Origin of the sequence: Mitsuaria sp. PDC51, assembly GCF_900113225.1 — a bacterium.
GTDB lineage: Bacteria > Pseudomonadota > Gammaproteobacteria > Burkholderiales > Burkholderiaceae_C > Roseateles.
In genome coordinates, this window is sequence record NZ_FOZE01000003.1 from 527,562 (window position 1) to 547,263 (window position 19,702).

Here is a 19,702-nt window from a genome sequence, read left to right on the forward strand (position 1 = left end):
GCCTGGGCCCCGATCAACCTTCGAGGGCCCGGCGACGGGCGGCATGCCAGGGGGGAGGAACCAGTCATGCATCGATTCCACGGGCGTCCCGGGCTTCCGGCGCCCTGACATCGTGACGGGCGTCTACGACCCGCTGCTGGTGGCGCTGTCCATCGTGACGGCGGTGATCGCCTCGTTCGTTGCACTGGACATGGCGACGCGGGTGGTCGCGGCCACCGGGTCGCCGGTGCGCACGGCGCTGTGGCTCGCTTGCGGCGCGCTGGCGATGGGCACCGGCATCTGGGCCATGCACTTCGTGGGCATGCTGGCGTTCTCGCTGCCCATCGCGCTGGCCTATGACGTGCCGGTCACGTTGGCGTCGCTCGCGGTGGCGGCGTTGTCCTCGGCGCTGGCGCTGCACACGATCGCGCGCCCCAGCCTGGGACGGCGGCGGCTGCTGATCGCCGGCACGCTGATGGGGCTGGGCATCGCCTGCATGCATTACCTCGGCATGGAGGCGATGCGGATGCAGCCCGGCATCCGCTACGACCCGGCGCTGTTCGCGCTGTCCGTGGTGCTGGCGGTGGCGGCCTCGACGGCGGCGCTGCTGATCTGCTTCCGGCTGCGGCACGAGACCATCGTCACCGGGCCCTGGAAGAAGTCGGCGAGCGCCGTCGTCATGGGCGCGGCGATCGTGGGCATGCATTACACCGGCATGGCGGCGGCTAATTTTCCGGAGGGCGGCATCTGCGGCGCGCTGGCCGACGGCATGGGCGGCGCCTGGCTGGGTTTCGTGATCGCGGGCCTGGCGACGCTGTTCCTGCTGACCACGCTGCTCAGCTCCGTTTACGAGGCGACGCCGCCGACCATCCGGTCGCGGTTGGTGTTCCTGGTCATCGCCGCCGTCATGCCGGTGGCCGTGATGACGCTTGCACTGGTGCTGTTGGACTTCCAGCGCGTGCGGGACGCGAAGGCCGGCGACCGCCTGAACACCGCGCGCGCCATCGCCGCCGCGGTGGACCGGGACCTGAGCGGGGTCGAATCCGGCCTGCGCGTCCTGGCGGCCTCGCAGCTACCGCCGGGCGACGGGCTCGCGGCGTTCTCGCTCGAGGCGCGGGAGGCGATGCCGCTGCTGCACGCCTCCGGGCTGCGGCTGGAGGATTCCGCCGGCAACCTGGTGATGGACATCCGCCAGCCCCGGCATGGCTCGACGGTGGTCGCGGGCGCGTCCGGCGCGTCGTCGCCCGCGGTGGCGCCGAGGCCGGTGTCGGCGCCCACCGAGGCGATGGCGTCGCTTTCCGGAGAGCCTTCGCCAGAGCAGTTGATCGAGGTCTCGGTGCCCTTGCCGGCGGACAAGGCGGCGCAGCTTCAAGGCGCGACGGCGCTGCGCGCGCGGCTCGCGCCGGACCGCTTGAGAGACCTGCTGGCGTTGCAGCAGATGGACCCGGACTGGCTCGCGACGGTGTATGACCGCGAGGGGCGCGTCGTGGCGCGCACGCGGGGGGCGGAGCGCTACTTCGGCGTCGAGGCGCCGCGGGACCTGCTGCTCAAGCTACGTGGGCAGTGGGAGGGGCTGATGGACACGACCAGCCTCGATGGGGTCGCGGTGCAGACGGCGTTCGTGCGGACGGAATCGTCGGGGTGGGCGGTGGGCATCAGCGTGCCGAGCGCGAGCCTGCGGCTGCCATTGACGCGGGCGTTGGCGTGGCTGGTGGGCGGCTTCATGCTGACGATCGCGGGCAGCCTGCTGCTCGCGTGGCGGATCGGCGGCCGGATCGCCGGCGCGGTCCAGGCCTTGACGCAGCCGGCGCTGGCCTTGGGCACGGGCGTGGCGGTGGAGGTGCCGCCACTGGGCGTGGTGGAAGTCGATCGGGTGGGGCGCGCGTTGACGCACGCGGCGCGGCTGCTGGACGCCGCGCAGCACGAGGCGAATCACGACGCGCTGACGGGGCTGGCGAATCGCTCGCTGTTCCGGCAGATGGTGCAGCAGCAGCTGGCGCTCGCGCGCCGCAACGGGACCAGCGTGGCGGTGCTCTATGTCGATCTGGACGGCTTCAAGGAGGTCAACGACACGCACGGACATGGCGTCGGCGACCTGCTGTTGAAAGAGGCCGCGCAGCGCTTGCGCGCGGCGGTGAGGGCAGGGGACCTGGTGGCGCGGCTGGGGGGCGATGAATTCGCGGTCGCGCTGGTGCACCCCGGACAGCGGGGTGCGGCCAAGGTCGCGGCCAAGCTGGTGCAGGCGCTCTCGGAGCCCTTCGAGCTCGGCGGGCTGCGGGTATCGGTGTCGGCAAGCATCGGCGGCGCGTCGGCGCCGTCGTCGCCGGCGGAGGAGCCGGCCGATTGCGACGCCCTGCTGGAACAGGCGGACGCGGCGATGTATCAGGCGAAGCAGTCGGGGAAGTCGAGGTTTGTGTTGGCGGGGGTGTAGGGGCTCGAAAGACGGAATGACGGAGTGAAACGAGCGGGTGATCAAGCCGCAGCGTGCTTCCAGTTCAGCTGGATGCCTTGGATGGAAATGGCTGCCCTCCACCTTGCGGGCGATGTCGGCTGTGCAGCGGGTGCCGTCGTCCGGTCATGACGGCGCGCTCACGCTCCATGACCGGAAGCCGCCATCGGTTCACCGGTTGACGTGGCATGAATGAAAGCCGCTGTTGAAGGTCAAGCAGTCGCTCAGGCAGTCTAGCCTCCGCATATCTCGTTGGACCTCGCCGGAGGTCCCCAGTTGCGCTGCGAGCAGGACGACAACTCGATCCGGCGGTGGCGATCCGGCACGCCGATTAGGAAGGCGAACCACTTGGTAGGCAATTTGCATTGTGAAGCCCCCTTCAACGCTAGCTTCAGGTTTTCACCAAGGTTAAGCACGATCGCCACCCCTTAGCATCAGAAAAACAACTTGCAACAGGGGTAAATATGAGATTCAAAAATATCTCACGATGGAAGATCACAGATGAAGTCCATGGCCTCCTATTTTTTGCGCAAAGGCTAGACGAGCTTCTTTGGGATTTTACATTGGACACTCACAAGCCAATGTCTCTGAATGCGCCATTCTTATGTGAAGAGGCGCTGGAAATAGTATCAAATATTGAAAAGAACCTTATCGAGCCAGCGAACTTAAAGCCTGTTCTTGAAGAGTTGATTTGGAGTGTTCAGCGCGACTCAATTGCCAAAAAACTTCTAGATCTGCCAATCGAAAAGTACATTGACATGTCAGACGACAGCAAACTGGCAGAAAGGAAGACAAAGCTTAGTGCACTTAGGCGAACGCTTGACCCTCACAGATATTTGCATAGCTGCTTTGATGAACTATCTAGCAGCGTCAAGGAATGCGAGAAAAAGAGAATTGATCACGCCGCAAGGACAATGGTGACCACTCTCATAAATATCGGAGTAAGTAAACAGAGCCTCTTGGCCCGAACAAGCGATTTCTTCTTTGGCTCGACTGGCAATTCACTGGAACGAGCAGAGCAAGTTGATGACTTTCTAAAGCTCCTATACCCGTTCTTACATCAATGCACGGTCTACTTTGTGGTCAATGATCTTATTAAGACCGTGGAGGAATCGTTAACAGCATTTCGCATTGAAATTGTCGACGAGCTGCCTGCGGGAATTCTTTCATTGCAACAGCAGACTCCTGACTTTGTCGCCGGCTCAGGCGAATGCTACGTCTCTGTCGGACCACTTAAGGCGCATGACCCGTACTCCGCTCAGGAGGAGGGCGCTAACAGGCTCGACATGCTGAGTGATTTATTTACGGTGTTTTATCATCAGAAGAAAATTACTTGGAAAGAGGTCGCACTGGTCGAGCAATGCTGCACTGACTCCCCAGTCGCCACAAAGCTAAGCAAAGGGCCAATGCGAAAGCCGTTTGATTTGAGGCCCGAAAAGGCGTCAAAGGAATTGAATCGCCTTTTGCGCAATTTATCCATCAGGGGCTCAAGCCGAGATCGCTTCAATCGAGTTGCTGATCTTCATGGCATTTGCGTTGCAAGCGATGTAATTGACAATCAGCTTGTGACCCTATGGACCTCGCTGGAAACGCTCATTCCGTCTACAACGGGCGGCTCAAAGATCGTCAACATCCTTGATGCAACGACGCCGTTTTTGATGGAATCCTATATCCGAAGGCTTGTCCAACGCTTCACTCACGATTTAATTTCGTGGAATCGGTGGGCGGCTAAGCGAATCCTGGATAAGGTGCCCGATGTTGCGGGGCCTAGTACCGTACATCGCGCCTTAGCTTTGCTATCGGTCCAAAGTAATCTGGAACTGCGCAAAAGGCTTTATGCCGAGCTAAGAGATTTCCATCTCCTTCGATATCGTGCCTTTCAGCTTTCAGAAACACTTTGTTCACCCGAAAAAATTCGTTCCCAAATGGCATTGCATGAAGCCAAGGTACAGTGGCAAATTAGGAGAATTTATAGAACTCGAAATCTGCTAGTCCACTCCGGCATGCGTCCAACCTACATACACACATTGGTTGAAAATGCGCATGACTACCTTGATCAGATGTTGTTTGCCGTTATGAAGCTTTCGTGTGGTGAGTATCGCGCCGCTACGCTTGAGGAGGTATTTGAGCTTGCAAAGGTGCGCTACAAGAAGTTTCAACAACAGTTGGCAGAATTGTCAATTGTCACTCCTGCGTCTGCGGCATTTCTGTGTAATGAATTTGACAGTTTGGCCGATTTCACGGACGAATCATGGGAGCCTCGCAAATCGTAGCCGGGACTGGTCGATGGTGATTAAGTGCAAGTATTCAAAAACCAGGTGGGCTGGCCAGATGCCACTATGGGCAGTCAAGCATCACCTTTCGAGAATCGCAGGCGGTCGAGTTACACAATATCGTGGCCGTTGGCTGCGATCATCGATATCAAGCGTCGGGTTGAAGAGTGGCGCCGCAGTGGCCGCGTGCATCGGCAGGTTTCGCGTCCACACCCGTCGCTTGTCGCCGGTATGTCCCTCGGACCAGTTGTTGCGGCCGCCAACATTGGCCGCCTTTGATCCAATGCCTCTGACCGGTCTAGAGCTGAGCTTCGGGTTCGCAGCGGGACCTATCGACTGCACGACCTAGCGCCGATCATCAGGTCTTGGGCTGCTCGTTTCCAACCTAGACTGACTCCGGCGGTCGATATGCCTCGGTTGCGAGCCTACGCATCGGCCCCTCGCATGTATGCAGTCGACGTCACTAAATGGCCGGTCTAGAAGTCCAAGCCAACAGCCAAACCGCCCGCGCGCAGCCGTCCGCTTTTGGCCGGAGTAGTCGCTGCGCCCCGCGGCGAACGTCTCACATCAGCCTAAAGCAGCAGTCAGCCGCCGAGTGGCAGCTCCGCAGCGGAAGTGGACATTAGCGACGCACAGTCGCACCGCTTGGGTCACATGCCAGAAATGAGCCCCTTCACGTCATCAAGCAACACGCGAGAGAACGCCTCCACCTCTCTTGGCCCGACAAGACCATCGTCGATTAAACAGCAACTCGGATCGAGCTCGCGGCGAGGGGATCGCAGACGACGGGGCCGTTCGTCGTCCTGAATGCTTTCATCCGCGTCTAACGCTCACCGAGTTTGACGCCCCGTCTTGTAGATCTGGTCCAGGCTGTTGTCCGAGTCCTCGGTCTTGATCAGCTCGGTGCGCGAGCGCGTGTCGTCCGCGCCGTTGCCGAACTCGATCAGCGAGCGGGAGAAGAAGGCTTGGCTCGGCGTATCGCCGGCCACGCAGCGCGCGCTCATCAGCACTTTCTCCGGATTGAGCACTGCCACGCCGGCGCCGTGTGGACAGCTGCCACCGACGCACTCGGTGAGCAGGTAGCGAATGTCGCCTCGGTTGAACCAGAGTTGATGCACCGACGCGCCCGGTGCCGCTGGCGATACGGTGGCGCCAAAACGCTTGCCGTTGTCGGCCGTGGCGACATATTCCAGTTCCACCTTCTTCGCCGTGCCGTAGCGGTAGGCCAGTTGCTTCGCGGCCGGGCCGGCTTCGGGCTTGGCACACAGCGAGACGATCTTGGTCGCTGTCGGGCAGGAGAAGGCGACCACCTCGTCGGCCTGGCACAGCGTGCCGCTGGACTGGGCGTTCCCTGCGGCTGAAGCGGTCGAGCCGGATGTGCCTCCAGACGCGCCGCCGGAAGTCCTCGGAGTCTCCACCGTCCCGGAAGCGCAAGCTGACGTGCCGGACGCAATGCTCAGCAGCGCCGCCAGAAGGTAGTCGCGTGCTTTGTCGTGCCATCCACCGCAGAGATGGGGAAGGCCACGGCCGTCATTCGAAAGCCCTGTGAGCGGTCTTGAAGTGGGTACGTCGTTGTGCATGGCTCTCGGAGTGAAGACTGGGCTTCGCAGCGGAATCGGACATCTGATCGCGACCATCGCGAAGGACGATGCCCAGCCAGACACTGAAGTCAATGTATGGCAGCTTTCGGAGTCGCGGGCTGGCATAGTCAGCGAGTTGCAGATCGCAGGCCGCAAGAACGTATGCCGCTCCTTCATCGTGCCTCCCTTGTCGTCTTTGCCGACTACTTTCAGTTCTACATTGCCAGCGTTGGAGCGAACTGGTCGGCTCCTGAGGACTGGTCGGACGACGACCTACGCAATGGTGGCAAGGTGACAGAGTCGGTCGTGGCTATAGCGCCGGTCAGCAACATGGACGTCCCCGTCGAAGTTGAAGTTTTCACAGAGGAGCAGACCATTGACCTTGGGTCGTTCGATCACGCCTTCTCATGCTCACTGCGCCTTGAGACAGGGCATCTGCAACTCCACGAATGCACCGGCCCAGAGCGGCTTTTCCTTTCGGTATCCGCCGGAGACTACCAAGTCGTTGTGCTGTTCAGTGGTCTCGAGCGAATAGGAGCGCACGGCCTGGCAGGTAAGGACTCTTACAAGATCGCCCTTTGGCCAGGCTCACCGCAAGATTTCAAAGTCCTCAAGCAATGGACAGGCGATTGGCGCAACTGACTCTTCGTGACGCAGCGTTGAATGCCGCTGGGTGGGCTCAGGGCCGAGGGGACCTCCTGACGATTCGATCTCCGGATCAGAACTTCGAGGCGGTGCTTCGCGAGGTCGACATTGACGGATCGATCATGGTGTCTCAACCGTACGAAATCCTGATCCGCCCGATCAGCAATCGCCCGTCAACCTCGCTGACTCGCGAACGTCCCGCGGAACTCCACTGCCGCGTCCTCTCGGGTATTGACCTCCAGCATCACGCCTCCCGGCATCCAGCAGAAGAAGCGCGAGCCGCGCACGTGCGTGATCAGCGCGGTCTCCATGCGGATGCCCGCCGCGAGCATGTCGGCATGGATGCGCTCGAGGTCCGCGCGCGTCGCCACTTCGACGCCGACATGGAAGTTGCGCGGCCAGGTGCAATCGCGGTCGCGGCCGTCCTCGATGACGATGTCGAGCTGGTCCTTCTTGACGATGCGGCTGTGGCCGAAGACGGCCACGGAGAAGCCGAGGAAATGCTCGAAGAACGCGGCCGTCGCGGGAGCGTCGGGGGAGGGGAAGCTGAGGTGGTTGAAAGTGGAACGAACCGTGGTGGAGTGCGTGGTCATTGCAATGCCTATGCGCAAGCCGGCGCGACGCTGCTGCGTCGGGGAACCGGCGGGGTTGCGCGTTGGCTGACGTAAACGCTTACGGCTCGGTGCAGGTCATGGCGATGACTGCGAAGCGGGCGCGATCGTAGGGGCGAGCCGCGAGGACGGTCAAGCGGCTTGGTGCAAAGGACCGGCGTCGCGTGGGGCCATCGACGCAGGCTCCGTGTTCATCGATCACTTCGCTCGCGCGGTCCGGAATGTGATCGACCACCGCAGCCGCTCGACCGGCGCGACGCTGTGCTGCCACGCCCAGCGCGAAGGACCGCGCAGCGCGTAGATCGACCGCGGCTCGACGGTGAGCTTGAGGACGTCCGTCCGCTTGGGCGCATCGGGCGGGTAGGGGCGGAATCGCAGCGTCGCCGGAGCGCCGAGCGACACGCCGAACACGTCCTCGAAGTCCGGCACGTCGCGATGCCAGCCGAGCGGCGTGCCGGGCGCGTATTCGGCGACCAGCGTGTGAACGAGGGCATCCGGTGCGATTCCCGCCCATTGCGCGACGCGCTCGCGCAGGGGATGCAGCGCTTCGATCAGCGGCTGCGCGGGGCGCAGGCGGTTGGCGTCGTAGTCGAAGCTGCCGCCATAGCTGACGACACGGCGGCGCGCGGTGTATTGCTTGTACTGCGCCGCTTCAAGCGGCAGCGTGCCGATGAGCGCGATCAGCGCGTGCTCCTCGTCGGGCGACAGGAAGGCGGACTGATAACGCATGCCGCCGGGCAGGGCATCGGCCGGCGGATCGAAGTCGTCGAAGAGGGAGGGCTGATCGGCGCTGGGAGACATGCGGCCGAGTATTGCAGGAAGACTTCCGCACCGTCTCGGAAGCAGCGCGAAGACAGCAACCATCCGGTCCTCGCGATGGGCCGCCGGGTGAGGCTTCGCCGTTGACGCTGTTGACGCCGTGCAGCGTGCGTGGGGTCAGCCGGACAGGGTGCCGGACAACTGCCGCAGTATGTCGTCGCTGCCACGCACGCTCGCCAGGCGCGCCGTATAGCCCTCGACGAAACCCTGCTTCATCTGCGCCGCGACCTTCTCCGCCGCGGGCGCTCCGTATCGCGCCACCAGCACCGTGCGCAGGCTGCCCAGGAGACTGTCCAGATCCCACTTCACGTGGCCGATGTCGCCCAGCTTCAGGTCGTCCACGTCGACCAGCCCGACCACGCCATCCATGGACAGCATCAGGTTGGAGGCATTGAGGTCGCCGTGCACCAGGTACGAACCGTCCTTCACGTCGTTGCGCTCGATCGGCGCGACATGGAATGCCGCGATGCGCCAACCCAGCCCGCGGGCGGCCCCTCGTAGCCGCTCGACGGGGAGGTCCTGCACTTCCAACGCCGCATTCAGCGACATGACCCCATGCGCCTGGTAGGTCGCGAGACCGAAGGAGAGCGGTCCTTCCTGGATCTCCTCGAAAGCGAGGGGAATGCCGATGTCGATCGGGGCGCCTTCATCCGGGTCAATGAAGCGCTCGCGAAGCGCGGGGACGCGCGTCGCCGCGCCTGCCGCTGCGGGCAGGCCCTTCGAGAGCACCTTGATGACGATGGCCGCCGCGTCCTTCGCTTGAACGCGATAGATCCCGCAGTTGTTCTTGCCCTCCTTGGCCAGCGTCTCGATCTCGGCGCCCGGATACTTCTCTCGCACCCGTCGTTCCCCCGCCGACCGGATCCGCGCCAGTCGTTCCTCGGGCCCGAGCTCGACCACCTGGTGCTGCAGGACGTAGGCGTCGAACTGCTGCTTGAAGGTGGCGAAGTCGGCGGCGCCGTTCGCGCCGGTGTTGACGGCGCGACTGCGGCTGTCGTAGGTGTAGCCAGCGCCTGCCAGGAAGTCGATGAAGAGGTGCTGACGCGGCCCTGCGAGTTGCAGTTGCCCGACCTGGGGGAAGCTCAGCGTGAACTGAGCCCGCTGCACGACGGCCCCCACCGTTCCCGTTGAAGCGACTGGCAGGGCACGCTCGGCGCGTTGGGGCACGCGCAGCGGCGGACTGAGCAGCCGATCGATCTGCTGCTGTTGCGCCCGGATGCGCGGGCTGGCGTCGACTTGGCGCTGAAGGGCGTTCTGCCGAGGCAGTGCGCCCGGGGGGCGAGCTGGCGTGGCGCTTGGCGGGCTTCGGCTCGCCGCGCGTTCGGCACGTTCGGTATCTCGGGCGATCGACGCCGCAACCTTGGCTTGCATCACCAAAGGATGCGGACGCTACGCCTGCGCGGCCATCGGTGGCAGGCGGAGTTTCCGCTTCAGCATTGCGGAGTCGGCGGCAGCGCCAATCAGCCGCCCAGGTAGTTGTCCTTGACCCGGATGTAATGCTCGGCGGAGTACTTCAGGTAGGCGATCTCCTCGGCCGTCAGCTCGCGCACCGCGACCGCCGGCCGGCCGATGTAGAGGTGGCCGCTCTTGAGCACCTTGCCCGGCGACACCAGGCTGCCGGCGCCGATCATCACGCGGTCCTCGACGACCACGTCGTCCATCACGATCGAGCCCATGCCGATCAGGCACTCGTTGCCGATGCGGCAGCCATGCAGGATGACCGAATGGCCCACCGTCACGTGGTCGCCGATGATCAGCGGCGAGCCCTCCGGCTTCTTCGCCGACTTGTGCGAGACATGCCCCATCGTGAAGTCCTGGATGTTGCTGCCGGTGCCGATGACAATCCGGTTCACGTCGCCGCGCAGCACGGTGTTGCACCAGACGGAGCTGTCGGGGCCGATCGTCACGTCGCCGATCACCTGCGCGGAGTCGTGGATGAACACGCGCTCGGCAACGTCCGGCGAGGTGGAGAGGTAAGAGGACAAGGGCATGGCGGATGGCGTCGGGAAACGGAAGAAGAAGGCGATTGTGGCGGCAGGCGGCGAGGCTGCGCCCGCGCCCGCCAGGAAGGTGAAGACGGCCGCTGCACCCAAGGCGCCGCGCGAGAAGCGCCATCACCACCACGTCTACGTCGTCGAGCTCGCGGACCAGGTCTGGAACGAGCCGCGCTTTCGCAAGGCCAACCCGGACTACCGGCTGGGCATGCCCTTCGTCTACGTCGGCATGACGGGCCTCGATCCCGACCTGCGCTTCGACAAGCACAAGGCCGGCATCCAGGCCAACCGCTTCGTCTTCGATTACGGCCTGCGCCTGCTGCCGCGGCTCTATGAGGTCTACAACCCGATGCCCTACGAGGCCGCGCGCGAGATGGAGGTGGAACTGGCCATCGGCCTGCGCGAGGCCGGCTACGGTGTATGGCAGGCCTGAGCCTGTTGCGGTACAGCGCGCAGGCATGATGGCGCGTCCCATCGACCAGGAGCCGAGATTGACCGCCACGCCCGCCATACCCTCAGCCTCCGTATCCGCCCCCGCAGCCGCCGACGCGTCGCTGGATCTCCCCAGCTTCGACGACGTCGAGGCCGCCGCCCGCCGCATCGAGGGCCAGGCGCACCGCACGCCGGTGCTCACGTCCCGCACCGTCGATGAGCGGCTGGGCGCCCGCGTTTTCTTCAAGTGCGAGAACTTCCAGCGCATGGGCGCCTTCAAATTCCGCGGCGCGTTCAACGCGCTGTCGCGCTTCACGCCCGAGCAGCGCCGGCGCGGCGTGGTGGCCTTCTCCTCGGGCAACCATGCGCAGGCGATCGCGCTGTCGGCGCGTCTGCTGGGCATGCCGTCCACCATCGTGATGCCCGAGGACGCACCCGCCGCGAAGATCGCCGCGACACGCGGCTACGGCGGCGAGGTCGTCCTCTACGACCGCTACACCGAGGACCGCCAGCAGATCGGCCGCGACCTGGCGGAGAAGCATGGCCTGACGCTGATCCCGCCCTACGACCATGCCGACGTGATCAGCGGCCAGGGCACCGCGGCGAAGGAGCTGATCGAGGAGGTCGGCCCGCTGGACGCCGTGTTCACGCCGCTGGGCGGCGGCGGGCTGCTGTCGGGCACCGCGCTGGCGGTGCGGGCGCTGTCGCCGGCTGCGAAGGTCTATGGCGTCGAGCCCGATGCGGGCAACGACGGCCAGCAGTCCTTCCGCAGCGGCAAGCTGGTCCACATCGACACGCCGCGCACCATCGCCGACGGCGTCCAGACGCAGCAGCTCGGCGACCTGACTTTCGCGCTGATCCGGCGCCTGGTCGATGACGTCGTCACCGTCCCGGATGCCGCGCTGGTCGAGGCGATGGGCTTCTTCGCGACGCGCATGAAGATGATGGTCGAGCCGACCGGCTGCCTGGGCTTCGCCGCGGTGCAGGCGATGAAGGACCAGCTCCAGGGCCAGCGCATCGGCATCGTCATCAGCGGCGGCAATGTCGACCTGGCGCGCTTCTGCGAGCTGGTCGGGGCCTCGGCGGCCGGGACCGCCGCCGCCTGAGCACTCGTACACCGCCGCCCGGGCCGGCGCTCAAGCGGCGAACGGGCCGGCGCTCATGTCGGCGGCTTGAGGAAGCGATCCACGTCGCGCGCGACGACCGCGGCGCGCAGCCGCTCCACCCAGGCGAGCACCGCCGCGCGGCGCTCCGGATGCTCGCTGGCCTGGACGTTGTTCATCACGAAGTCCTCGCGCGACGACACCTTGCACATGCCGTCGATGAGGCAGGGCCCCCAGACGTTGACGTCCTGCCCGTCGCAGATCAGCCCGAGCGAGCAGGGCAGCAGGACCGCCGCGCCCTCCAGCAACTGGCGTTCATCGCCGTCGATGCGCTTGCCGTCGAAGACGATGGCCTCGCCGTCGCGCGCCAGCAGGCTGGGGCCGAGCTCGGCGAGCATCAGCGGGTCCGGTCGCGCCAGGATGGCTGCCAGGCGCTCGCGCGCCTCGGCGCTGCCGGGGCGGGCGGGCTGGTCCATCACCGCGATCAGCGGATCGGCCGCGCCCGGTGGCACGTTCATCGCCTCGAGCAGTTCGTCCGGCTGCAACTGCGAGCAACCGGCCATGAGCTGGTCGCGCAGCGTGAGCGCGCGCTGCGCGCCCGGCTGGTTCAGGTCGATCGCCGGCTGGAAGGCGGCGGGCGCCAGGTGCTCGCGCATCTCGACCATCTCCAGCGCCGAGCACTGCCGCGCCAGCGCGCGCGCGTACAGCCAACCGCCTTCTGATCGGTGCCGCAGCGCGGTCAACACGCTGGTGCGGAGTTCCGACAGCGGGGCGCGCAGCAGCGCGCCGAGGTCGACGCGGCCGTCGGCGCCGGCCGGCAGCGGCGCGAGCCGGGGCGCCGAGACGGCGCCCGCCGCGAAGGCGGGATCCGCGCGCTCTGGCCGCGCCGTCGCCGTTGGAGCGAGAAGCCGGGCCAGCGTGACGGGCTCGCGGCCAGGGCCGACGAGCGAGCCGACCGCGAGCCCGGCCAGCGCCCCCAGCACCGCCGCGAGGACCGCGACGCGGCGGACGCTCACCACACGGGCTGCGGCCACCCGTCCGAGCCCCAGGTCACGTTGTTGATGAACAGCACCGGCGCGCCGTTGTTCTGCGCGTCGTAGGCATGCCAGGCGATGACCGACCCGTCGGCCAGCAGCGACTGCCCGCCCGGTCCCTTGAAGCGCGAGCCGCTGGACGCCAGCACCGTGCCGCCGCCCGACATCATCGCCACGCCGGCCTTGTCGACGTAGGGCCCGGTGATCGAGCTCGAGCGCCCGACGACGATGCGGTAGGTGCTGTCCGCGCCCTTGCAGCAGGCGTTCTTGGACGCGAAGAGGTAGTACCAGGTCGTCCCGTTTGTCGCGTGCGAGATCACGAAGCCGTTCTCGATGCCGTTGACGTTGTCGCGCGCGATGTTGACCGGCGTGCCCGAGGGTTTCAGCGTGGTGCTGCTGACCGGGCGGATGAAGATGCCGTTCCAGAACGAGCCGTAGACCAGGTAGGGACTGCCGCCGGTGGTCCTGGCCAGTGCGGGATCGATCGCGTTGAAGGTGTCCCCGGGCGCCGAGGTCACGACGGCGCCCTGATCGACCCATTTGCCGGCGGCGATGCCGCCCGCCGAGGTGGTCAGCCCGATCGCCGACTTCTGCGAGCCGAAGCTCGACACCGCGTAGTAGCAGTAGCCCATCGATCCCCATTCGCCGCAGCCCGGCGCCCAGACCTGGGCCGGCTTGCCGGCGGCCACGTACTGCTGCCACCAGGACAGCCCACTGCCGAAGATCGGCACGCCCTGCGTCCACGCGTGGCCGTCGCTGGAGTACTTCACGCCGATGCCGTTGTTGTCGGTGGTCTCGAAGATCCACCAGGTCGTGCTGGTCTTGTAGATGTTGGGATCGTGCGTGCCCAGGGAGCCGGTGAGCGTCCAGGGCGCGGCGGCGACGCTGCCGCCGACGACGGCGGCACCCAGGGCGAGGACGGCGCGCGCGTGGCGCAGCCAGCGCGACACACTCGCGCGGCGCGAAGGGGTGAGGGTCATGTCTTGTCTCCGGTCTTGTGGTTGTCGTGACCGGGTTCGCGCCGCCGCGGGTCGTGCCGCGGCGGTCTTGGAACCCGCGGAGGATGCTAGGAAGCGGGCGCTGGCCGCACCAATGAAATCGGCAGGGCCGTCGATGCCGGTTCCGGCATCGAGGGGAAACGCGCGGTCGCGTCGCGGGCGCGAGGGACGCCCGCCGGGCGGGGCGACGTGGGCCAGAGCCGCTGCTGCCAATCCTGGCCGGGGCGGCTCGCTACAGTCGGCCGCATGACCGACCATCCCCGCGCCTGGATCCGCCTGCCCTCCGGGGCGGCGCTCGACCTGATCAATCCCTCGCCGCAGGCCTGGACCGACCAGGACCTCGCGCTGCGCCTGGCGCGCACCTACCGCTGGGGCGGCGAATCCATCTGGCCCTGGCCGCTGTCCGTGGCGCAGCACTCGCTGCTGGTGCTGGCGCTGCGGCGCCAATGGGCGCGGGAGGCCGACGCGCCGCTCTCCCTCGCGCTGCAACGCGCTGAACTGCTGCATGACGCCGAGGAAGGCTTCCTCGGCTTCGATTGCATCTCGCCGCTCAAGCGCGTGCTGGGCGAGCCCTTCCGCATCGTCGGCGACCGGCTGATGCAGGCCATCGCCACGCGCTACCGGATGCCCGACTGGACGCCGGACACCCATGCGTTGCACAAGCGCGCCGACAGCATCGCCGCCGCGACCGAGGCCGTGCACTGCACCGGCTGGTCCGAGCGCGAAGTGCGCGAGGTGCTCGGCATCACGCACCCTGTGCTCGCCACCGATCCCTTGCAGGCGCTGTACGGCGGCACGCCGTGGGAGCCATGGCCATCGGACGTGGCGGCGGCGCGATTCCTCGACGAGCTGAGGCGTCTGGCCGATTGAGCGTCATGCGTGGCGCGACCCGCTGCGCGGTCCGCCTGATTCGCAAACTTCGCGGGACAGGTCGCCGGGCTGCGAAGCGCTTCGCCACTTTTCCTTTTCACAGCGGGGCGCGGGCGCGCCGCGCGGGCCGTTCGCCGATAGATTCTTCTGGAGCCCCTGACCGAGGGGAGTACCAGGAGACACGATGACCCGCGACGATGTGCCGCGCATTCCGCTGTTGATCAACGGCGAGTTCGTTCAATCCCGCAGCGCCGAATGGCGCGACGTGATCAATCCCGCGACGCAGCAGCGCCTGGCGCGCGTGCCGATGGCCACGCCCGAGGAAGTGGAGGCCGCCATCGCCGCCGCGCGCGAGGCCTTCAAGACCTGGCGCAAGACGCCGATCGGCGCGCGGGCCCGCATCTTCCTCAAGTACCAGCAACTGATCCGCGACCACCTCAAGTCGCTGGCCGCGACGCTGACGGCGGAGCAGGGCAAGACGCTGGCCGATGCCGAGGGCGACGTGTTCCGCGGCCTGGAGGTGGTGGAGCACGCGGCCAACATCGGCTCGCTGCAGATGGGCGAGCGCGCGCACAACGTCGCCAGCGGCGTCGACACCTACACGCTGCTGCAGCCGCTGGGCGTGTGCGCCGGCATCACGCCGTTCAACTTCCCCGCGATGATCCCGCTGTGGATGTTCCCGATGGCGATCGCCTGCGGCAACACCTTCGTGCTCAAGCCCTCGGAGCAGGATCCGATGGTGACGATGCGGCTGGTCGAGCTGGCGCTGGAGGCCGGCATCCCCAAGGGCGTGCTCAACGTCGTGCATGGCGGCGAGGACGTGGTCAACGCGCTGTGCGATCACACCGACATCCGCGCGGTGTCCTTCGTCGGCTCGACGCGCGTGGGCACGCTGGTGCACGACCGCGCCACGAAAGCCGGCAAGCGCGTGCAATGCATGATGGGCGCGAAGAACCACGCCGTCGTGCTGCCCGATGCGCACAAGGAACAGACGCTCAACGCGCTGGTGGGCGCCGCCTTCGGCGCGGCGGGGCAGCGCTGCATGGCGGTGTCGGTGGCGGTGCTGGTCGGCGCGGCGCGCGACTGGCTGCCCGCGCTGATCGAGAAGGCCAAGGGCCTGAGTGTCGGCGCCGGCGATTCGGCCACGACGGACGTGGGGCCGCTGATCTCGTGCGCGGCGCGCGACCGGGTCGAGCGGCTCATCGCGCGCGGCATCGAGGATGGCGCGACGCTGGCGCTCGATGGCCGGCTGCCGCCGCTGAGCGGTCAATTGAAGGAAGGCAACTTCGTCGGCCCGACGGTGTTCAGCGGCGTGAAGCCCGGCATGAGCATCTATGAGCAGGAGGTCTTCGGCCCGGTGTTGTGCGTCGCGGAGGTGGCCACGCTCGACGAGGCGATCGCGATGATCAACGCCAACCCGAACGGCAACGGCACGGCGCTGTTCACGCAGTCCGGCGCGGCGGCGCGGCGCTTCGAGGACGAGATCGACGTCGGCCAGGTCGGCATCAACGTGCCGATTCCGGTGCCGGTGCCGCTGTTCTCGTTCACGGGATCGCGCGCCTCCAAGCTGGGCGACCTGGGGCCCTACGGCAAGCAGGTGGTGCTCTTCTACACGCAGACGAAGACGGTGACGGCGCGCTGGTTCGACAATGCGTCCACCGGCGGCGTCAACACGACGATCAGCCTGAAGTGAGGCGGAGCCGCCCATGGACTTCGAGCTGAACGAGCAGCAGCGCGCCTTCCAGCAGGCGGCGCGGGACTTCGCGCGCGACGAGATGGCGCCGCATGCGGCGGCGTGGGACGCGGGCGGGATCTTCCCGCGCGACACGCTGCGGCATGCGGGCGAGCTGGGCTTTTGCGGGCTCTACGCGGACGAGGCGGCGGGCGGTCTCGGCCTGCCGCGGCTGGACGCGACGCTGGTCTTCGAGGAGCTGGCCGCGGCCTGCCCGTCGACAACGGCGTTCCTGAGCATCCACAACATGGCGACGTGGATGGTGACGGCGTTCGCGCGGCCCGAGGTCGCGGCGCAATGGGGGCCGGCGCTGTGCGCGGGGAGCAAGCTCGCGTCCTACTGCCTCACCGAGCCGGGCGCGGGGTCGGATGCGGCGTCGCTGCGCACGGCGGCGCGGCGCGACGGCGATGCGTACGTGCTCGATGGCGGCAAGGCCTTCATCTCCGGCGCGGGCGCGACCGACGTGCTGGTCGTGATGGCGCGCACCGGCGGACCGGGTGCGGAGGGCATCTCCGCCTTCCTGGTCGACGCGCGGGCGCCGGGCATCGAGTACGGCCGCAAGGAGGACAAGATGGGCTGGAACAGCCAGCCCACGCGCGCGATCGCCTTCGATGGGGTGCGCGTGCCGGCGGCGCAGTTGCTCGGCGAGGAAGGGCAGGGCTTTCGCATCGCGATGCAGGGGCTGGACGGCGGCCGCATCAATATCGCGACCTGCTCGGTGGGCGCTGCGCAGGGCGCGTTGACCGCGGCGCAGCGCTACATGCATGAGAGGCGCCAGTTCGGGCGGGCGTTGGCGGACATGCAGGCGCTGCAGTTCAAGCTCGCCGACATGGCCACCGAGCTGGTCGCCGCGCGGCAGATGGTGCGGCTCGCCGCATCCAAGCTGGATGCGAAGTCGCCCGACGCGCAGGTGTACTGCGCGATGGCCAAGCGGCTGGCAACGGACATCGGCTTCGGCGTGTGCAACGAGGCGCTGCAGATCCACGGCGGCTACGGCTACATCCGCGAGTACCCGCTGGAGCGCTACCTGCGCGACGCGCGCGTGCACCAGATCCTCGAAGGCACGAACGAAATCATGCGGGTCATCGTTGCGCGCCGGATGCTGCAAGACCACGCGCCTGAAGCGATCCGGTGATCACGGCGCTCTCGCTCCCTGCGCCTCTTGCTCTCCCGCTTGCGAGAGAGCGGCCGTCGCCAACCACACTTCTTCTTCCATTCGTCACCATGCCCCTCTCAACCGAAAGCGACATCCATTACGCCGGGCTGCGCCGGGAGCGACGCGGCCACACCGCCGTCGTCACCTTGACGAACCCGCCCGCCCACACCTGGACGGCGGACAGCCTCGCGGCGTTGACGCGCCTGGTGGCCGATCTCAACGCCGATCCTGAGATCCGCGCGCTCGTCATCACGGGCGAGGGCGAGAAGTTTTTCAGCGCCGGCGCCGACCTGAAGCTCTTCGCCGACGTCGACAAAGGCGTCGCCGCGACGATGGCGCGCCGCTTCGGCGAAGCCTTCGAGGCGCTGGCGGGCTTCCGCGGTGTGAGCATCGCGGCCATCAATGGTTACGCGATGGGCGGCGGCCTCGAATGCGCACTCGCCTGCGACCTTCGCATCGCCGAGCCGCATGCGCTGATGGCGCTGCCCGAGGCGACCGTCGGCCTGTTGCCCTGCGCGGGCGGCACGCAGTGGCTGAGCTGGACGGTCGGCGAGGCCTGGGCCAAGCGCCTGGTGCTGCTGGGCGAGCGCGTCGACGCCGAGACGGCGCTGCGCATCGGACTGGTGGATGAGCTGGCGCCCAAAGGCGGCGCGCTGGCGCTAGCGCTGCAATGGGCCGACCGCGCGCAGGGCCAGAGCCCGACCAGCGTCGCCGCGTGCAAGCAGCTGATCCAGGGCGCGCGCTCGGCGCCGCCGCGATCGCAGTTGGCGGCGGAGCGGGAAGCCTTTGTCGCGTTGTTCGATTCGGAAGACCAGCGCGAAGGCGTGCAGGCCTTCCTCGACAAGCGCAAGCCGCAATGGCGCAACGCGTGAGGAGGGGGCACGATGACTTCTTCGATGAAAAGGGTGGACGACACGCCGGTGCGCTTCGGCACGCTGGTGACGGTGTCCGGACACCGCTTCGGCCACGCGACGCTGAACGCGCCGGACAGCCTCCATGCGCTGACGCTGACGATGGTCGACGCGCTGCAGTCGCAGCTGGACCAATGGGCGGAGGATCCCGCCATCGCCGGCGTGCTGATCGATGGCAGCGGCGAGAAGGCGTTCTGCGCTGGCGGCGACGTCGTCGGCCTGTACCGCGCGATGCGCGAAGCCGGCGCCGGCCGCGTGCCGAAGGACGCGGCGGACTTCTTCGAGCGCGAGTACCGCCTCGATCACGCGATCCATCGCTATCCGAAGCCGCTGCTCGTGTGGGGCCACGGCATCGTGATGGGCGGCGGCATCGGTCTGATGGCGGGCGCGTCGCACCGCGTGGTGACGCCGCGCAGCCGGCTCGCGATGCCGGAGATCACGCTGGGGCTGTATCCCGACGTGGGCGGGAGCTGGTTCCTGTCGCGCCTTCCAGGCCGCGTGGGTCTGTTCCTCGCGCTGACCGGCGCGCCGCTGAACGCGGCCGATGCGCTGTGGGCCGGACTCGCGGATCGGGCGGCCCGCGCGGAGGATCGCGGCGCGCTGCTCGAAGCCATCGCCCGCACGCGCTGGACCGGCGAGCGCGCCAGCGACGCCGAGGCGCTCGACGACCTGCTGCGCGCCTTGCCCGCTGCCGAGCTGGCGCCCTCGGCGCTGGCCGCGCATCGCGCTCGCATCGACGCGTTGATCGGTCCTCACGACGGGCTGGCAACGATCGCGCCGCGCCTGCGCTCGCTCGCGGGCGACGCCGATCCCTGGCTGGCCGCGGCTGGCGCGGCCTTCCTGAAGGGCTCGCCGACCTCGGCCGCGCTGGCGCTGGCGCTGCAGCGGCGCTTGCGGCACGCCTCGCTGGCGGACGTGCTGCGCCTCGAGTACCAGGCGTCGGTGGGCTGCTGCGTGCATCCGGACTTCGCGGAGGGCGTGCGGGCGCTGCTGATCGACAAGGACAGGTCGCCGCGCTGGCAGCCGGCGGCGATCGACGGGACCGGCGAGGCGCGCGTGGATGCGCTGCTCGCGCCGCGCTTCGAGGGCGCACACCCGCTCGCCGATCTGCGCTGA

The 19,702-nt window shown here is 67.0% G+C and carries 17 protein-coding genes; 10 read left to right on the forward strand and 7 right to left on the reverse strand.

From position 1 onward, the window contains the following. Nucleotides 1-43: 43 nt before the first annotated feature. Both BM393_RS25450 and BM393_RS25455 read left to right on the forward strand, forming a co-directional pair. Entirely contained in the window at nt 44-2,410 is a 2,367-nt protein-coding gene (locus tag BM393_RS25450) for a diguanylate cyclase domain-containing protein (protein WP_141225452.1), read from the forward strand. Nucleotides 2,411-2,991: 581 nt separating this feature from the next. Beyond that, nucleotides 2,992-4,701 carry a hypothetical protein gene (locus BM393_RS25455; RefSeq protein ID WP_141225453.1) on the forward strand — a complete coding sequence of 570 codons (1,710 nt, stop codon included), beginning with the start codon at nt 2,992-2,994 and terminating at the stop codon, nt 4,699-4,701. 830 nt (nt 4,702-5,531) lie between these two features. Here the strand turns inward: BM393_RS25455 and BM393_RS25460 are convergent. Then, a complete protein-coding gene (locus tag BM393_RS25460; RefSeq protein WP_141225454.1) occupies nt 5,532-6,281 on the reverse strand; it encodes a hypothetical protein in 750 nt (249 codons plus the stop codon). Between the two features lie 162 nt (nt 6,282-6,443). On the opposite strand from BM393_RS25460, the gene BM393_RS25465 reads away from it, so the two are divergent. Further along, nucleotides 6,444-6,923: a hypothetical protein gene (locus tag BM393_RS25465; RefSeq protein WP_217648504.1), complete on the forward strand. Its 480-nt coding sequence runs from the start codon at nt 6,444-6,446 to the stop codon at nt 6,921-6,923. Between the two features lie 176 nt (nt 6,924-7,099). Here BM393_RS25465 and BM393_RS22790 read toward each other — a convergent pair whose 3' ends face one another. The 4 genes from BM393_RS22790 to BM393_RS22805 form a co-directional block, all read right to left on the reverse strand. Beyond that, nucleotides 7,100-7,519, reverse strand: a complete 420-nt coding sequence (locus tag BM393_RS22790; protein ID WP_091733330.1) for a VOC family protein — start codon at nt 7,517-7,519, stop codon at nt 7,100-7,102. Nucleotides 7,520-7,735: 216 nt separating this feature from the next. Next, nucleotides 7,736-8,338: an alpha-ketoglutarate-dependent dioxygenase AlkB gene (locus tag BM393_RS22795; RefSeq protein ID WP_091733333.1), complete on the reverse strand. Its 603-nt coding sequence runs from the start codon at nt 8,336-8,338 to the stop codon at nt 7,736-7,738. Between the two features lie 135 nt (nt 8,339-8,473). Continuing rightward, nucleotides 8,474-9,727 (reverse strand): phosphotransferase, encoded by a 1,254-nt coding sequence (locus BM393_RS22800; RefSeq protein ID WP_141225456.1) that lies wholly within the window; start codon nt 9,725-9,727, stop codon nt 8,474-8,476. A gap of 89 nt (nt 9,728-9,816) precedes the next feature. Continuing rightward, nucleotides 9,817-10,347: a gamma carbonic anhydrase family protein gene (locus tag BM393_RS22805; RefSeq protein ID WP_091733338.1), complete on the reverse strand. Its 531-nt coding sequence runs from the start codon at nt 10,345-10,347 to the stop codon at nt 9,817-9,819. A gap of 79 nt (nt 10,348-10,426) precedes the next feature. Between BM393_RS22805 and BM393_RS22810 the strand changes: the two genes are divergently transcribed. Both BM393_RS22810 and BM393_RS22815 read left to right on the forward strand, forming a co-directional pair. Further along, nucleotides 10,427-10,783 (forward strand): hypothetical protein, encoded by a 357-nt coding sequence (locus tag BM393_RS22810; protein WP_091733874.1) that lies wholly within the window; start codon nt 10,427-10,429, stop codon nt 10,781-10,783. A 121-nt stretch (nt 10,784-10,904) separates the two neighbouring features. Continuing rightward, entirely contained in the window at nt 10,905-11,888 is a 984-nt protein-coding gene (locus tag BM393_RS22815) for a threo-3-hydroxy-L-aspartate ammonia-lyase (protein ID WP_254783591.1), read from the forward strand. A gap of 53 nt (nt 11,889-11,941) precedes the next feature. On the opposite strand, the gene BM393_RS22820 is transcribed toward BM393_RS22815, so the two are convergent. Further along, nucleotides 11,942-12,901, reverse strand: coding sequence for a hypothetical protein (locus BM393_RS22820; RefSeq protein WP_141225457.1), 960 nt, complete (start codon nt 12,899-12,901; stop codon nt 11,942-11,944). Further along, nucleotides 12,898-13,899: a family 43 glycosylhydrolase gene (locus tag BM393_RS22825; RefSeq protein ID WP_091733342.1), complete on the reverse strand. Its 1,002-nt coding sequence runs from the start codon at nt 13,897-13,899 to the stop codon at nt 12,898-12,900. The genes BM393_RS22820 and BM393_RS22825 overlap by 4 nt, the downstream gene beginning before the upstream one ends. A gap of 264 nt (nt 13,900-14,163) precedes the next feature. Here BM393_RS22825 and BM393_RS22830 point away from each other — a divergent pair, with 264 nt between their 5' ends. From BM393_RS22830 to BM393_RS22850, 5 genes are all read left to right on the forward strand, one after another. Further along, on the forward strand, nt 14,164-14,787 hold the full coding sequence (locus tag BM393_RS22830; RefSeq protein WP_091733345.1) for a phosphohydrolase: 624 nt from the start codon (nt 14,164-14,166) through the stop codon (nt 14,785-14,787). Between the two features lie 184 nt (nt 14,788-14,971). Next, complete coding sequence (locus BM393_RS22835; protein ID WP_091733348.1) at nt 14,972-16,480, forward strand: CoA-acylating methylmalonate-semialdehyde dehydrogenase; 1,509 nt, start codon at nt 14,972-14,974, stop codon at nt 16,478-16,480. A 13-nt stretch (nt 16,481-16,493) separates the two neighbouring features. Next, on the forward strand, nt 16,494-17,654 hold the full coding sequence (locus BM393_RS22840; protein ID WP_091733350.1) for an acyl-CoA dehydrogenase family protein: 1,161 nt from the start codon (nt 16,494-16,496) through the stop codon (nt 17,652-17,654). 89 nt (nt 17,655-17,743) lie between these two features. Continuing rightward, nucleotides 17,744-18,547 carry an enoyl-CoA hydratase gene (locus BM393_RS22845; RefSeq protein ID WP_091733351.1) on the forward strand — a complete coding sequence of 268 codons (804 nt, stop codon included), beginning with the start codon at nt 17,744-17,746 and terminating at the stop codon, nt 18,545-18,547. Nucleotides 18,548-18,559: 12 nt separating this feature from the next. Further along, nucleotides 18,560-19,702 (forward strand): enoyl-CoA hydratase/isomerase family protein, encoded by a 1,143-nt coding sequence (locus tag BM393_RS22850; protein ID WP_254783576.1) that lies wholly within the window; start codon nt 18,560-18,562, stop codon nt 19,700-19,702.